Here is a 13,946-nt window from a genome sequence, read left to right on the forward strand (position 1 = left end):
GTGCCGGGCAGCGCGGGGATGTCGGATCTGATCGCAACGCTGCCGACGGTGATCGCCGATGGGATCCTCGACCGGCTCACCCAGCAGGCGCAGACCGTGATCGACTCCCGCGAGCCGGGCGACGCGGGCAGTGCGTTCGGCGCAAATGGTACGGGTGACGCGTCCGGTGCGGGTGACTCCGAGCCTGATCGGCGTCGGATCGATCAGGTCCGCGCGGACGTGTTCTCCGATCTGCTGCTTGCCGGGGCGCCGGCACTCGATCCCACTGCCACCGGTGACGGTCAAGGCTCGCTGGGTGCGATTCGTGCGCAGGTGCAGGTGATCGTCCCCGCTCTCACTCTCCTCGGTGTCGATGACGGTCCCGCGGACCTCGTCGGCCGTTCCCCGATCGATGCGGACACCGCCCGTTGCCTCGCGGGGAACACGCATTCGTGGGCTCGGGTTCTGACCGACCCGGTGGAGGGGACGGTGCTCGCGGTGGACCGGTATCGGACGCCGTGGCCGCAACGCCGGTTCCTGCGGGCGCGGGATCAGCATTGCCGGTTCCCCGGGTGTCGGCGTGCGGCGATCCGGTGCGAGATCGACCACACCATCGACGCCGCCAAGGGCGGACCCACCGCGCTGTGGAACCTCGCTCACTTGTGTCAGCGGCATCATTCGATGAAGCAGTTCACCCGCTGGAAGGTCAGACAACTCCCCGGCGGGGTCCTCGAATGGACTTCACCCACCGGACGGATCTACCGCGAAGACGCACCCGCACCACCGGTCGCGTTCACCCCGGCATCCATCGGCACCACCGCGGTCGACGAACCACCACCGTTCTGACACTTCGCTCGCTTCTCGGGTCGACTCGACTGACGGGCGAGCCCGGAGTGCAGCCGCGCCGAGTAGCGAGCGTTTGTCGATCTGACCCGAGGAGCGAGCCGAGGAGTTCAGGCGAGCCCGACGTTAGGGTTGGGCCGTGAGCAGCTACCCGCCCTGCCAGTTGATCGTCAACGAGCCGTGCGCCGCGGAGCATCACCGCGCGCGCACTCGGAACGCGAAGGGCATCGCCTCCCGCGCGCACGGCCGGAAGGCGCGGGCGTGAGCGACGGCCCGGTCGTGCGGCGCGTGCGCGTGCAGGAGTGGCGCGAGATCCGCGCACTTCGCCTCCAGGCACTCGCAGATCCCGTCGCGGAGATCGCGTTCCTGACGACCCTCGAGCAGGAGCGAGCCCGCACGGACGCGTTCTGGCAGGAGCGCGCCGCAGGCTCGGCGATCGGCGAGAACGCCGCGCAGTTCGTCGCGATTGCCGGGTCCGACTGGGTTGGCACGGCGGCCGTGCTGCTGCGCGAAGACGGCGATGCGGAGCCCGGCCGCCACGCGGAGAGCGCGGGTGAAATGCCCTCCGTGTGCGCCGGACGGGCCGACGTCGTTGCGGTCTACGTCGATCCTCGGCACCGCGGCGTGGGCATCCTCGATTCACTCTTCGAAGCCGCGGCGGAGTTCGCAGCGCTGCGCGGTGCATCGGCGCTCACCCTCGACGTCCACCCCGAGAACGAGCGCGCGCAACGCGCGTACCGACGCCTTGGCTTCGCGCCGACCGGCGTCACGGTCCCGAGCGCGATCGGACGCCACATCGAGATGCGCCGCGCGCTCGACGCTAGGGTGGGCGCGTGAGCACTCCGCGCCGCCTCCTGCTCGTCAACGGGCCGAACCTGAACCTCCTCGGCATCCGCGAACCCGAGATCTACGGCCACGAGACGCTCGCCGACGTCGAGCGGATCGTCACGGATGCCGCCGCCGCGCGCGGGGTCGAGGTCACCGCCGTACAGAGCAACCACGAGGGCGTGCTCCTCGACGCGATCCACGACGCCCGCACCACGTGCGCGGGCATCGTCATCAACCCCGGCGGCCTCACCCACACCTCGGTAGTGCTCCGCGACGCACTGGCCGGCGTCGCGCTGCCGGTCGCCGAAGTGCACATCTCCAACGTCGCCGAGCGCGAGAAGTTCCGTCACCACTCCTACGTCGCCGACGTCGCGGTCGTGCACGTCACCGGCGAGGGCGTCGCCGGCTACGCCCGCGCGACCACCCTCCTCCTCGACGTCATCTCGGGCAGCGCCGAGGGCTGATCGCTCAGAGCCCCACCCCGCCCGCCGCCCCGGCAACGCCGCGCCGCACCCCCGAAGCGCGCGCCATCGCCCTGCGCGTCGCACCGACCCGAGCCATGCGCAAGGGAGTCACGGCCGCGCGCGGCGCGCGAGTACCGTCGCCGCCATGCGCACTCGTCATTCCTCCGTCTCCGCACCCTTCGCCGCCCTGGCGGCCCTCGTCGTCACCCTGACCCTCGCCGCCTGCGCCTCCGGCACCGACACCCCCGCCGCTTCGTCGAGCGCGCCGCCCGCATCGTCGGCGTCCGCCTCGCCGACGCACTCCGCCACGGCGTCGCCGACGCCCACCGAGATTCGCCACGCAGAACCCGCCATACGTCGCCACCTGGTACCGCGAATCCGATCTCAGCGCCGCCGTGATGCCCTGACCGCGAGGCACCCAGAACGGACTGAATGCGCTCAATAATGAGTACAATCATTATGTGAGCGCATCGACTTCCCGGCGCGAGCGCAACATGGCCGACAAGAGTCGGCGCATCCTGAGCGCGGCGGCCGACCTGTTCGACGAGCACGGCTACGCCGGCGTCACCACTCAGCAGATCGCCGAGCGCGCCGACGTCGCCGCCGGCACGGTGTTCCGCTACGCCGACAGCAAGGCCGAACTGCTGCTCGCCGTGTTCAACGAGCGCATCGCGGCCGCCGTCGACGAGGGCGCGCGGACCGCGGCATCCTGCACCGACCCCGTCGACGCGGTCACAGCCTTCCTGGAGCCGCTCCTGCAGTCGGCCGCTCGCACACCGGTTGACACGGCGATCTACCAGCGCGAGCTCATGTTCGGCGACCGGGGCGCGAGCGGCATCGGCCGCTATCGCCGCGAGGGCCTGTGCGTCATCGACGACCTCGAGGCGCGCATCGCCGAGGCCATCGAGCCGTACGCTGCCGGCGTCCCCGCTCGCGTCGCCGCGCGCTCGATCTTCGCAGCGACGCATATCTTCCTCGTCCAGCCGAGCCTCGGGCTCGGCCACGACGCCGCCGGACTGCGCGCGCAGATCGCGCAGATCATCGCCGGCGCGCGGACCGAGGCCCACACGCACGCGGCCACCCCGCCGCGACGGCACGAAAGTGCACACGAAGGCGGTACACCGCCAGAAGGAGAAGACCATGAGTGACATCACCACCGTCGCCGTGCTCGGCACGGGCGTTCTCGGCTCGCAGATCGCGTTCCAGACCGCCTACCACGGCTTCCCGGTGATCGCGTACGACATCGACGACGCGGCGCTCGACGCGGCGAAGGAGCGGTTCTCGCGGCTCGTCGCGACCTACCGGGTCGAGGTGCCGGGCGGGGCCCGCGGCCGCGCGGACGAGGCGCTGGCCCGCATCACCACCACCTCCGATCTCGCCGAGGCCGCGCAGGCCGACCTCGTCATCGAGGCGATCCCGGAGATCGCCGACCTCAAGCGCTCGACCTACGAGAAGCTCGGAAAGCTCGCCCCCGAGCACACGATCTTCGCGACCAACTCGTCCACGCTCCTGCCGAGCGACCTGGCGGCCTCGACCGGCCGGCCCGACCGCTTCCTGGCGCTGCACTTCGCCAACCGGGTGTGGAAGTTCAACACCGCCGAGATCATGGGGACCCCGGAGACCTCGCCCGAGGTGTTCGACCAGGTCGTCCGCTTCGCCGGTGACATCGGCATGGTACCGATCCCGATCCACAAGGAGAAGGCCGGCTACGTGCTCAACACCCTGCTCGTGCCGCTGCTGAACGCGGCGATGGGGCTCGCCGCCGGCGGCTACGCCGAGGTCGAGGACATCGACTGGACGTGGCGCATCGCGACCGGAGCGCCGCTCGGACCGTTCCAGATCCTCGACGTCATCGGACTGAACACCCCGTACAACATCCTGACCCACGGCCCGGAGGGTGATCTCGAGATCGCCGCCTGGCTCAAGGAGAACTACATCGACAAGGGCAAGATGGGCGTCGCCACCGGCGAGGGCTTCTACTCCTACGCCTGATCGGAGCGCGGTGCAGCGGGTGGGCTAAGATCTACTGTCGGCCGCCTGCCCGCGTGCACGCCGCGTCCTCGAACCTCACGAACGGAACTCCACACTCATGGCATCCACCGCAGACATCCGCAACGGCGTCGTCCTCTCCATCGACGGGCAGCTCTGGAGCGTCGTGGAGTTCCAGCACGTCAAGCCCGGCAAGGGCGGCGCGTTCGTGCGCACCAAGCTGAAGAACGTGCTCACCGGCAAGGTCGTCGACCGCACGTTCAACGCCGGCGCGAAGGTCGAGATCGAGAACGTCGACCGCCGCGACTTCACCTACCTGTACAACGACGGCGACAGCTTCGTGTTCATGGACGTCGACAACTACGACCAGCTCTCGGTGGGCGCGGCGACCGTCGGCGACGCCGCGAACTTCCTGCTCGAGAACCAGCAGGTGCAGATCGCGCTCAACAACGAGAACCCGCTCTACGTCGAGATGCCCGCCTCGGTCGTGCTCGAGATCACCTACACCGAGCCGGGCCTGCAGGGCGACCGCTCGTCGGCGGGCACGAAGCCGGCGACCGTCGAGACCGGTTACGAGATCCAGGTGCCGCTCTTCGTCGAGCAGGGCACGAAGGTCAAGGTCGACACCCGTACGGGCGACTACCTCGGCCGCGTCAACTGATCCGCGGCGCGATCGCCCATGAGTGCCCGTTCCAAGGCGCGCAAACGCGCCCTCGACATCCTCTACCAGTCGGACGTGCGCGGTGACGACCTCGCGGTGACACTCGCCGCCGAGGCGAAACGCGCCGCCGCCGAGCCCGCGCGCGAAGCCTCGTGGCTGTACGCGCGCGAGATCGTCGACGGCGTCATCGACGCGCGCGACGAGATCGACGAGCAGATCGTCACGAACGCCCGCGACTGGAAGCTCGAGCGCATGCCCGCCGTCGACCGCGCGATCCTGCGGATCGGCGTGTGGGAGCTGCTGCACAACGACGAGGTGCCCACCGCGGTCGCGATCGACGAGGCGGTCGAACTCGCCAAGGAGTTCTCCACCGACGACTCGGGCTCGTTCGTGCACGGCGTGCTCGCCCGCATCGCCCGCGCCGGCTGAGCTGGACACCGCTCGGCGACACCCCGCGGCGTCCGCCGGCGCAGCGAGGGCGTCAGCTCGTGCGCCCGTCGGGTGCGCGTCTCGCGTGTGCCGTGAGTCCTGCGTGCCCCGCGTGTCCCGCGTGCCGCGTCTGTCGGAGGGGCGAGGCAGGATGGATGCCATGACCGCGCCCCTCGTGCCCGACGCCGCCGTGCGCGCTGCGGCCTTCGGGTATGCGTACGAACGCGGCGTCGCGTACGCGCGGGACGGTGCGGTGCGCCGGGTCGTGTGGGATGCCCCGCGTCGCACGATCTCGGGGCTCGTCGCCGGGTCGGGGCGCGAGCTCTACCGCACCTCGATCTCCCTCGTCACCGAGGGCGCGGTGCGTGTCGCGGCGAGCCGCTGCTCGTGCCCGATGCAGAGCGAGTGCAAGCACGTCATCGCGACGCTCCTGCGCAGCAACGCCGAAACCGTCGGAGCGGTCCACCTCGCCGCCGCCGCGCCCGTTCCGCCGCAGGTCGCCTCCTCCGCGGAGCCCGCCCTCGCCGTCCAGCCGGCCCTCCCACTCGGCGCCGCCCCGGACCGTGGTGCCCCGACGTGGCGGTCCGTGCTCCTGCCGCCCGCGCGCCAGGACGCCCTCGACCTCGCCCTCGGTGTCGAACTTCGCCTTCGCGAATCGGCCGCGGTCGCGCACTGGGGTCCCCGTCGCATGCGGCCCGCGACCGTCGCCGACCTGCAGGACGAGCGCGCCGAGCTGAGCGTGGGGCTCCGCCCGCTGACCCGCAGCCGCACGACCGGCGCCTGGGTGCGCGCGGAGGTGTCCTGGGATCTCCTCCGCCGCGATGCCGGACGATTCCGCGCCGCCCAGCGCCGCTGGCTCATCGAGCTCTACGGCATCGCCCACGACGCGCGGCTGCTGACCGGGCTCCGCGACGACTCCGACTGGCTGAGCCTCGACACCGCCACCTCCGGGCTCCTCTGGAGCCACCTGCGCGCGGCGGCGGACGACGGCGTCGCCCTCGTCTCGGCCGCGAAGAAGCAGACGGTGCGGATCGCCGATGCCGCGACCACCGCCGTGCGGGTCACCCCGTCGGCGGAGGGCGGCCTGCGCCTCCGCCCCGAGATCACCGTCGACGGCGAGATCGTCGACCCGGCGGCGGTGCGGCCGGTGGGGGAGACCGGGCTCTACCTCGCCGAGGCCGACGGCACCGGCATCCGTCTCACTCTCGCGCCCGTTGCCCTCGGCGACGGCGTCCGCGCCCTGCTCGATGCGGGCGGCGGCATCGAGGTGCCCGAGGCCGACACCGCCGCGTTCGCCCGGGAGGCCTACCCGCGTCTGCGGCGGAGCGGTCCGGTGCTCCTGCCTCCCGGGCTCGTGCTGCCCGAGCCCGAGCCGACCGTGCTCGTCGCGACCGTCGCATTCGGCGCCCGCGACACCGTCGACTACCGGCTCGAATGGGTGCGCGAGGGCGTCACTCGTGTGCCGTGGGGCGCGCACGTCGAGGGTGACGAGCGCGAGAGCGACCTCCGCGCCGCCGTGCAGCGCGCCTGGGAGGGCGCGCCCGAGCTCTCCTTCGCCGCCGCCGCGTCACTCACCGGACTGGATGCCGCGGAGTTCGTCTCGGGCGTCCTCGTCGCCCTCGAGCAGACCCCCGGCGTGCGCGTCGAGACGCACGGGCGGCGGCGCGAGTACCGCGAGCTCCTCGGCGACCCGCGCATCACGGTGAAGACCGTCGAGACGGATGACCCGGACTGGTTCGACCTCGGGTTCCTCGTCGAGATCGACGGGCGCAGCATCCCGTTCCGGCCCCTGTTCACGGCGCTCGTCCTCCGGCACAAGAAGATGCTGCTCGCCGACGGGTCGTACTTCTCGCTCGCGCACCCCGCGCTCGACCGACTGCGCGATCTGCTCGTCGAGGCGGCAGAGCTCGCCGAGTGGGAGGCCGGCCCGATCATCAGCCGCTACCAGCTGCCGCTCTGGGAAGACTTCGAAGACCTCGCCGACGAGACGGTGCCCGCCGTCGCCTGGCGCACCGCCGCCCGCGAGCTCCGCTCCGCCGGCACGCCGGCCGAGGTGCCGCCGCCCGCGGGTCTTCATGCACAACTGCGCCCCTATCAGCAGGAGGGCCTCGACCGCCTCGCGCTGTGGTGGCGGCACCGCCTCGGCGGCATCCTCGCCGACGACATGGGCCTCGGCAAGACTCTGCAGGTGCTCGCCCTCATCGCCCACGCGCGCGAGGGCGGCGAGCGCCGCCCCGTGCTCGTCGTCGCGCCGACCTCCGTGCTCGGCACCTGGCGCGACGAGGCATCCCGCTTCGCGCCCGGTCTCGCGGTGACCGTCCGTGACACGACCACCGGCAAGGGCGGCCCGATTCCGGGCGACGCCGACGTCGTCGTCACCTCATACACCGTGCTGCGGCTCGACGAGCAGGCGTTCGCCGCGGTCGACTGGGCGATCGTCGTGCTCGACGAGGCGCAGTTCGTGAAGAACCCGCGCACGCGCCTGCACCGTGCGGTGAAAGAGCTCCGGGCGAGCATGGTGCTCGCCGTCACGGGCACGCCGCTGGAGAACTCGCTCACCGAGCTGTGGGCGATCCTCTCGCTCACCTGCCCCGGGCTGTTCGCCTCGCCCCGCCGCTTCCGCGAGGAGTACGTCAAGCCCATCGAGCAGGGCAAGGTGCCCGAGAACGAGGAGGGTGCGCCCTACCGCGAACGGCGCCTCGAGCGACTGCGCACGCGGCTGCGCCCGTTCGTGCTGCGGCGCGGGAAGGAGCTCGTCGCCCCCGACCTGCCCGCCCGGCAGGAGCAGGAGCTGCGCGTCGACCTGACGCCGGCGCACCGCGCGATCTACGACACCGTGCTGCAGCGCGAGCGGCAGAAGGTGCTGCGGCTGCTCACCGACCTCGACAGCAACCGCTTCATCGTCTTCCGCTCGCTGACGCTCCTGCGCATGCTCGCCCTGGCGCCCGCGCTGGTGGATGCCGGTGACCCCGGCATCCCGTCGTCGAAGCTCGAGGCTCTGCGTGAGCGCCTGCGCGAGCTGATCGCGGAGGGGCACCGGGCGCTCGTGTTCAGCCAGTTCACGTCGTACCTCGACCTCGTGCGCGCCGACCTCGACGCCCACGGCATCGGCTACGAGTACCTCGACGGGTCGACGCGCCGCCGCTCGGAGGTGATCGACGCGTTCCGGCAGGGCACGGCGCCGGTCTTTCTCATCAGCCTGAAGGCGGGTGGGTTCGGGCTGACGCTCACCGAGGCCGACTACGTGTTCCTGCTCGACCCGTGGTGGAATCCCGCCGCGGAGGCGCAGGCGATCGACCGCACCCACCGGATCGGGCAGACCCGGCCCGTCAACGTCTACCGGATGATCGCGGCGGGCACGATCGAGGAGAAGGTCGTCGCCCTGCAGCAGCGCAAGGCGCGTCTGTTCCGCTCGGTGCTCGGCGACGACGACACGCTGGCGCGGAGCCTCACCGCCGACGACATCCGAGGCCTCCTCGACGGCTGACGGATGCCCGACCGGCGGCGCCTTTTCCCGGCCGGTCGCCAGGGAGGGCCGCCGGGGCACGCGTAGACTCGACGCCCGAGAACGGGAAGGATCCGCATGCGCGTCACAGGTCTCGGCCACGCCGGTATGTTCATCGAGACGACGGGGGGCTCCATCCTCTGCGACCCGGTGATCGGCCCGAGCTTCTTCGGCTCGTGGTTCCCGTTCCCCGACAATCGCGGGCTCGACTGGGAGCGGTTCGGCGCTGCCGACTTCCTCTACATCTCGCACCGTCACCGCGATCATTTCGATCCGGCGCTGCTCGAGCGCTACGTGCCGAAGGACATCCGCGTGCTGCTGCCCGCGTATCCGACCGACGACCTCGAGGTCGACCTCCGCGGCCTCGGCTACGAGAACATCGTCTACACGCAGCCGGGCGAGGTGCTCGAGTATCCGGGCGGCCTGAAGATCATGGTGACGCCGCTGCGCGCCCCGAGCGACGGCCCGATCGGCGACTCGTCGCTGTCGGTCGACGACGGCACCGCGTCGATCCTGAACCAGAACGACTCGCACCCGCTCGACCTCGAGAAGCTGCTGTCGTTCTCGAAGCCCGACGCGTACTTCACGCAGGTCTCCGGGGCGATCTGGTGGCCGATGGTCTACGACCTCGAGCAGGAGGCGAAGCAGAACTTCGCGCAGCTGAAGCGCGACGCGCAGAACAAGCGCGCGATGTACTACATCGAGAAGGTGGATGCCGAGCACGTCTTCCCGATGGCGGGGCCGCCGATGTTCCTGCGCGACGACCTGTTCCGCTACAACGGGCTCGGCCTCGAGAACGATTCGATCTTCACCGACCAGCGTCAGTTCCTCGCGCACATGCGTGCCGAGCGCCCCGCCCAGAAGGGGTACGAGTTCGTGCCCGGCACGCAGGTCGACCTCGACGGCGGCGCGCTGACGGTGACGCAGACGCTCTACACGCCCGAGGAGATCGACCACATCTTCGACGAGAAGTGGGACTACCTGGCATCCCAGCGCGATTCCCGCCAAGACGAGGTGACCGCCGAGATCGCGCGCCGAGCAGAGGTCTTGCCGCCCGCCGAGATGCTCGCCGCGATCAAGGGGTGGTGGGAGCCGCTGCTGCGCCGCGCGCGCACGATCCGCATGGGGGTCGGCGGCAACGTGCGGTTCCGGATCGGCGAGCTCGACATGATCGTCGACTTCCCGAAGGCGAAGGTGCGCGAGTACGCGGGGGAGGAGTGCATCTACTGGTACACGATCCCCGCAGACCTCGTCTCGACGAACATCGCCGATCACGAGATCGACTGGTCGAACTCGATCTTCCTGTCGATGCAGTTCGAGGTGGGGCGCTCGGGCAAGTTCAACGAGTTCCTCACGACGTTCTTGAAGTGCCTCTCGCGCGACCGGATCGAGTACGTCGAGAACTGGTACGCCGAGCAGTCGGATCAGACCGAGGATGCCGAGATCGACGGCTGGACCGTGCAGCGCCGTTGCCCGCACCTGCGCGCCGATCTGACCAAGACCGGAAAGATCGAGGACGGCGTGCTCACCTGCGCCCTGCACGACTGGAAGTGGGACCTCGCGTCGGGGCAGTGCCTGACGACGCCCGGGCATCCGATCCGCGCGTCGCGCGTCATCGAGACGGCGTCCGCCGCCTCCTGACGCGCTCTCGGTGCCGTCCGTGCACCGGGCCCATCACGTTCTGAGCAGTCGCTTCTTCAGCCTCACCCGTGAGGTGGTGACCGCGCGCCAGCGGCGGTCGGTGCCGTGCCAGGGCGGAGCTTGCACTTCGGGAACCCCCGCGTTCATGCGGATCTGCCAGCCGATCCGGTCGAGGAACCGGTGGTGGTACCAGCACAGCAGCACCCCGTTGTCGGTGTGCGTCGGACCACCCCGAGCATGTTCGGTGACGTGGTGGATCTCGCACCACCCGGCTGGCACGCCGCACCCCGGAATGATGCACCCCCCGTCTCGCAAGGCGATCGCGCGGCGTTGGTGGCGGTTGAAGACGCGCTCCTCCGTACCGATCGCGACGATCCGCCCGTCGGGGCGGCTGGTGACACGCTGGATGACTCCCGAGCAGGCAAGGTGCCGCGCGACGCCGATACTGACGGGCTGATCGCAGCCCTGCGCGTGCGCGTAGCCGGTGCCCGCGGCGAGGTCTTCCGCGTCGACCGAGACGACGAGCGTCGGGGCGTGACCGCCGATCGTAGGAAGCAAGCCGCTGGCGGCCGCAACCCCGAGCGCGGCGGCGAACGCATCGTGCTGCTTCTGCGCCCGGGTGCGCTCGTCGACGGCGGGGAGCGCCGGGAGCTCGCCGTCCTCATCGACGGCGAACGGGTCATCGAACGCGACGGTGGGGGCGAGGTGCGCGTCGAAGATTGTCTGCAGCTGCGCTGCTACTTCGGGCAGCAAGGTTCCCCGAACGGGCACGCCGTTCGCCGTCGGCGCACCGAGGGCCAATGACCGCTTGCGCTCGGCGACGCGCTCGCGGGGTTCGGCGCCGTCCTGATCGAGGGCGAGCGACCACGTCTGCGCGTGAATGCGGAGCAGTTCCGCGCACGCGGGCGGTGCACCGTCGGGGCCCTCGCCCCGCGCTTCGGCGACCACGATGTCCGCCGCGTCGGCCCTCGCCACGGCGCTCACCCGTGATGCGGCCTGCTGCAGGGGAGCGGTGATCGCGAGGATGCCATCGACGCCGATCACCCCGTCGGTCATCGCATCACGCACCGACGGGAACGGTGCCTCGAGCAGTTCGCCGGTCATGACCGAGATGTCGGGGCGAACGGCCTTCGCGGCGCGCTGCAGCCGAGCGACAGACCGCGATTCTTGCCGCGTCAGCGTTTGCAGTAGCTCGGTGACGTCGCGGCATCCGAAGTGCGAAGTCATCCGCTCGTCGCGGACCGCGTTCTCCGACCGGCGAGCCACCTCACCGACCGCGTCGATGAGGAGCGCCTCGATCAGGCGGCCGACCTCGGCGATCACCGCGACCTGCCCGGCAAGCTCCGCCTCCGCGCCACGCTCGAACGCCCGCTCCGCAGAGGCCGCTCGCACCACCGCAGAGACCTGCGACCGCAGGTCTGCGAGGGGCTGAGCGAGGAGGTCCATACCCCCAATTCTGCCGAGCACCTCCGACATTGCCAGGTTCGAAAAAGGCTGATCGGGCGTCATAACCGGCTGTGTCTCATGAGAGCCTTCTCATCCGTAGATCGCGTCACACCATAGAGTAGAAGCACCGCCGCCAGCACCCATGAGAAGGCCAGATTTGCTCAACCACGCCACGTTCATCTGGAACGCCGCCGACATCCTCCGGGGCACCTACAAGCAGCATCAGTACGGTGACGTGATCCTGCCGTTCACGGTGCTCGCGCGCCTCGACGCGGTGCTCGCTCCGACGAAGGCGGCGGTGCTCGCGGCGACCGCGGGCTACGGTCTCGACGACGAGATTCCGCAGGCGATGCTGCGGGCGAAGGCGGGGCATCCGTACACGTTCTTCAATCGGTCGCAGCACGATCTGTCGACGCTGCAGGGCGACCCCGACAATCTCGAGAAGAATCTGCGCGACTATGTGCGGGCGTTCTCGCCGAACGTGCGCGACATCTTCGAGCGGTACAAGATCGAAGAGACGATCCTCGACCTGGCGGCCCATGATCTGCTGCTGCAGGTGCTGCAGCACTTCGCGAAGGTGAACCTCCACCCCGACGCCGTGAGCAACGAGCAGATGGGGCACATCTTCGAGGAGCTGATCCGCAAGTTCGCCGAGGCGAGCAACGAGACGGCGGGCGAGCACTTCACTCCGCGCGAGGTGATCGAGCTGATGGTGTCGCTGCTCGTCGACGGCGACGAAAGCCTCGCTACGCCGGGGATCGTGCGCGAGGTGTACGACCCCACTGCCGGCACCGGGGGCATGCTGTCGGTCGCGGCAGACCGCATCCATGCGTTCAACCCGTCGGCGCAGGTCAACCTGCTGGGGCAGGAGATCAACCCCGCCTCGTACGCCATCTGCAAGGCCGACATGGTCGTGAAGGGCCAGCCGATCGACAACATCGTGCTCGGCAACACCCTGACCGATCCGGCATTCGAGGGCCGCACGTTCCACTACGGGCTGTCGAACCCGCCGTTCGGCGTCGACTGGAAGCAGTACCGCAAACGCATCGAGACCGAGCATGCCGTCGCAGGGTTCGCGGGGCGGTTCGGCCCCGGCCTGCCGCGCGTGTCGGACGGGTCGCTGCTGTTCCTGATGCACCTCGTCAGGGCGCTGCGCGAGCCGAAGCCGGGGGAGCCGAACGCCGTCGCGGGGCGCGGCGCGATCGTGCTGAACGGCTCGCCGCTGTTCACCGGCGGGGCGGGGTCGGGCGAGTCGAACATCCGCAAATGGATCCTCGAGTCGGACTACCTCGAGGCGATCGTCGGGCTGCCGACCGACATGTTCTACAACACCGGCATCGCGACCTACGTGTGGGTGCTGAACAAGGACAAGTCGGCAAAGCGGCGGGGCCTGGTGCAGCTGATCGACGCGACCGGCATGTACGACAAGATGCGGAAGTCCATCGGCTCGAAGCGTCGGATGCTGTCGAAAGACCACATCGCCGAGATCACCCGCCTGTTCACCGCGTTCGAGGAATCTAAGCACTCGAAGATCTTCCGCACGACGGACTTCTTCTACCGCACCATCACCGTCGAGCGCCCGCTGCGCCTCAGCTACGCGCTCAGCGAGCCCCGCGTCGAGAAGGCCCTCGCCTCAAGAGCTTTGCAGAAGTGGGATGCCGCGCTTCGCGACCGCCTCGCCGCCGCGACCGCCCGGTGGTCCAGTAGCGAGCGCAGCGAGCGTATCGAGACCACCCGCGCCGCCTTCACCTCCGCGCTCACAGGCCTCCTCACCGAGGCGGACATCACCCTCACCCCCGCGCAGCTGAAGACCCTCGTCTCCGAGCTCGGCGAGCCCGACGACGAGGGCGAACTCGTGACGTCGGCGGGCAAGCCCGTCGCGGATGCCTCACGCCGTGACACCGAGAACGTCCCGTGGGACGAAGACATCCACGGCTACCTCGACCGCGAGGTGAAACCCTTCGTGCCGGATGCCTGGATAGACGAAGCCAAGACCAAGGAGGGCGCCGAGATCCCCTTCACAAGGCACTTCTACGAGTACGTGCCTCCGCGCCCCCTCGCCGAGATCGATCGCGACCTCGACGAGGTCCTCGGCCGCATCCGGGCGCGGCTGGAACAGGTGAAGGCGTGAGCTTCCCGCGTATGCGTCTCCGCTTCCTTG

13 protein-coding genes are annotated in these 13,946 nt (G+C 70.1%); 11 read left to right on the forward strand and 2 right to left on the reverse strand.

The window, feature by feature from the left end:
* The 4 genes from LOK55_RS03300 to aroQ all read left to right on the forward strand — a co-directional run.
* A partial coding sequence (locus tag LOK55_RS03300) for an HNH endonuclease signature motif containing protein (RefSeq protein ID WP_229934243.1) occupies window positions 1-825 on the forward strand: 825 nt, incomplete at its 5' end.
* A gap of 136 nt (window positions 826-961) precedes the next feature.
* Window positions 962-1,087 carry a hypothetical protein gene (locus LOK55_RS14205; RefSeq protein ID WP_255314040.1) on the forward strand — a complete coding sequence of 42 codons (126 nt, stop codon included), beginning with the start codon at window positions 962-964 and terminating at the stop codon, window positions 1,085-1,087.
* Window positions 1,084-1,659 carry a GNAT family N-acetyltransferase gene (locus tag LOK55_RS03305; protein ID WP_229934244.1) on the forward strand — a complete coding sequence of 192 codons (576 nt, stop codon included), beginning with the start codon at window positions 1,084-1,086 and terminating at the stop codon, window positions 1,657-1,659. Before LOK55_RS14205 ends, LOK55_RS03305 begins: the two co-directional genes overlap by 4 nt.
* Entirely contained in the window at window positions 1,656-2,114 is a 459-nt protein-coding gene (aroQ, locus tag LOK55_RS03310) for a type II 3-dehydroquinate dehydratase (RefSeq protein ID WP_141381275.1), read from the forward strand. Before LOK55_RS03305 ends, aroQ begins: the two co-directional genes overlap by 4 nt.
* Window positions 2,115-2,270: 156 nt before the next feature.
* Here the strand turns inward: aroQ and LOK55_RS03315 are convergent, their stop codons facing one another.
* Window positions 2,271-2,441 (reverse strand): hypothetical protein, encoded by a 171-nt coding sequence (locus LOK55_RS03315; RefSeq protein WP_229934245.1) that lies wholly within the window; start codon window positions 2,439-2,441, stop codon window positions 2,271-2,273.
* Between the two features lie 134 nt (window positions 2,442-2,575).
* Between LOK55_RS03315 and LOK55_RS03320 the strand changes: the two genes are divergently transcribed.
* The 6 genes from LOK55_RS03320 to LOK55_RS03345 all read left to right on the forward strand — a co-directional run bounded on the left by LOK55_RS03320 (window position 2,576) and on the right by LOK55_RS03345 (window position 10,339).
* Window positions 2,576-3,262 (forward strand): TetR/AcrR family transcriptional regulator, encoded by a 687-nt coding sequence (locus tag LOK55_RS03320; RefSeq protein WP_229934246.1) that lies wholly within the window; start codon window positions 2,576-2,578, stop codon window positions 3,260-3,262.
* Complete coding sequence (locus tag LOK55_RS03325) at window positions 3,255-4,106, forward strand: 3-hydroxyacyl-CoA dehydrogenase (protein ID WP_229934247.1); 852 nt, start codon at window positions 3,255-3,257, stop codon at window positions 4,104-4,106. Before LOK55_RS03320 ends, LOK55_RS03325 begins: the two co-directional genes overlap by 8 nt.
* A gap of 97 nt (window positions 4,107-4,203) precedes the next feature.
* A complete protein-coding gene (gene efp / locus LOK55_RS03330; RefSeq protein WP_141381272.1) occupies window positions 4,204-4,764 on the forward strand; it encodes an elongation factor P in 561 nt (186 codons plus the stop codon).
* A gap of 18 nt (window positions 4,765-4,782) precedes the next feature.
* Window positions 4,783-5,193: a transcription antitermination factor NusB gene (gene nusB, locus LOK55_RS03335; protein WP_141381271.1), complete on the forward strand. Its 411-nt coding sequence runs from the start codon at window positions 4,783-4,785 to the stop codon at window positions 5,191-5,193.
* A 160-nt stretch (window positions 5,194-5,353) separates the two neighbouring features.
* The gene (locus LOK55_RS03340; protein WP_229934248.1) at window positions 5,354-8,680 is read left to right on the forward strand and encodes a DEAD/DEAH box helicase; all 3,327 of its coding nucleotides are present in this window, start codon (window positions 5,354-5,356) and stop codon (window positions 8,678-8,680) included.
* A gap of 96 nt (window positions 8,681-8,776) precedes the next feature.
* Window positions 8,777-10,339 (forward strand): Rieske 2Fe-2S domain-containing protein, encoded by a 1,563-nt coding sequence (locus LOK55_RS03345; RefSeq protein ID WP_229934249.1) that lies wholly within the window; start codon window positions 8,777-8,779, stop codon window positions 10,337-10,339.
* A 33-nt stretch (window positions 10,340-10,372) separates the two neighbouring features.
* Here the strand turns inward: LOK55_RS03345 and LOK55_RS03350 are convergent, their stop codons facing one another.
* Complete coding sequence (locus tag LOK55_RS03350) at window positions 10,373-11,785, reverse strand: HNH endonuclease signature motif containing protein (RefSeq protein ID WP_229934250.1); 1,413 nt, start codon at window positions 11,783-11,785, stop codon at window positions 10,373-10,375.
* A gap of 142 nt (window positions 11,786-11,927) precedes the next feature.
* Here LOK55_RS03350 and LOK55_RS03355 point away from each other — a divergent pair, with 142 nt between their 5' ends.
* A complete protein-coding gene (locus tag LOK55_RS03355; RefSeq protein WP_374107612.1) occupies window positions 11,928-13,916 on the forward strand; it encodes an N-6 DNA methylase in 1,989 nt (662 codons plus the stop codon).
* The last annotated feature ends 30 nt before the right edge of the window (window positions 13,917-13,946 follow it).

Origin of the sequence: Microbacterium sp. F2E (assembly GCF_020905435.1) — a bacterium.
GTDB classification, from domain to species: domain Bacteria; phylum Actinomycetota; class Actinomycetes; order Actinomycetales; family Microbacteriaceae; genus Microbacterium; species Microbacterium lacticum.

Coding starts and splice junctions, on each gene's coding strand:
- LOK55_RS03325 (WP_229934247.1), top strand. CDS start 3,255: ATGAGTGACATCACCACCGTCGCCGTGCTCGGCACGGGCGTTCTCGGC.
- efp (WP_141381272.1), top strand. CDS start 4,204: ATGGCATCCACCGCAGACATCCGCAACGGCGTCGTCCTCTCCATCGAC.
- nusB (WP_141381271.1), top strand. CDS start 4,783: ATGAGTGCCCGTTCCAAGGCGCGCAAACGCGCCCTCGACATCCTCTAC.
- LOK55_RS03340 (WP_229934248.1), top strand. CDS start 5,354: ATGACCGCGCCCCTCGTGCCCGACGCCGCCGTGCGCGCTGCGGCCTTC.
- LOK55_RS03345 (WP_229934249.1), top strand. CDS start 8,777: ATGCGCGTCACAGGTCTCGGCCACGCCGGTATGTTCATCGAGACGACG.
- LOK55_RS03350 (WP_229934250.1), bottom strand. CDS start 11,785: ATGGACCTCCTCGCTCAGCCCCTCGCAGACCTGCGGTCGCAGGTCTCT.
- LOK55_RS03355 (WP_374107612.1), top strand. CDS start 11,928: ATGAGAAGGCCAGATTTGCTCAACCACGCCACGTTCATCTGGAACGCC.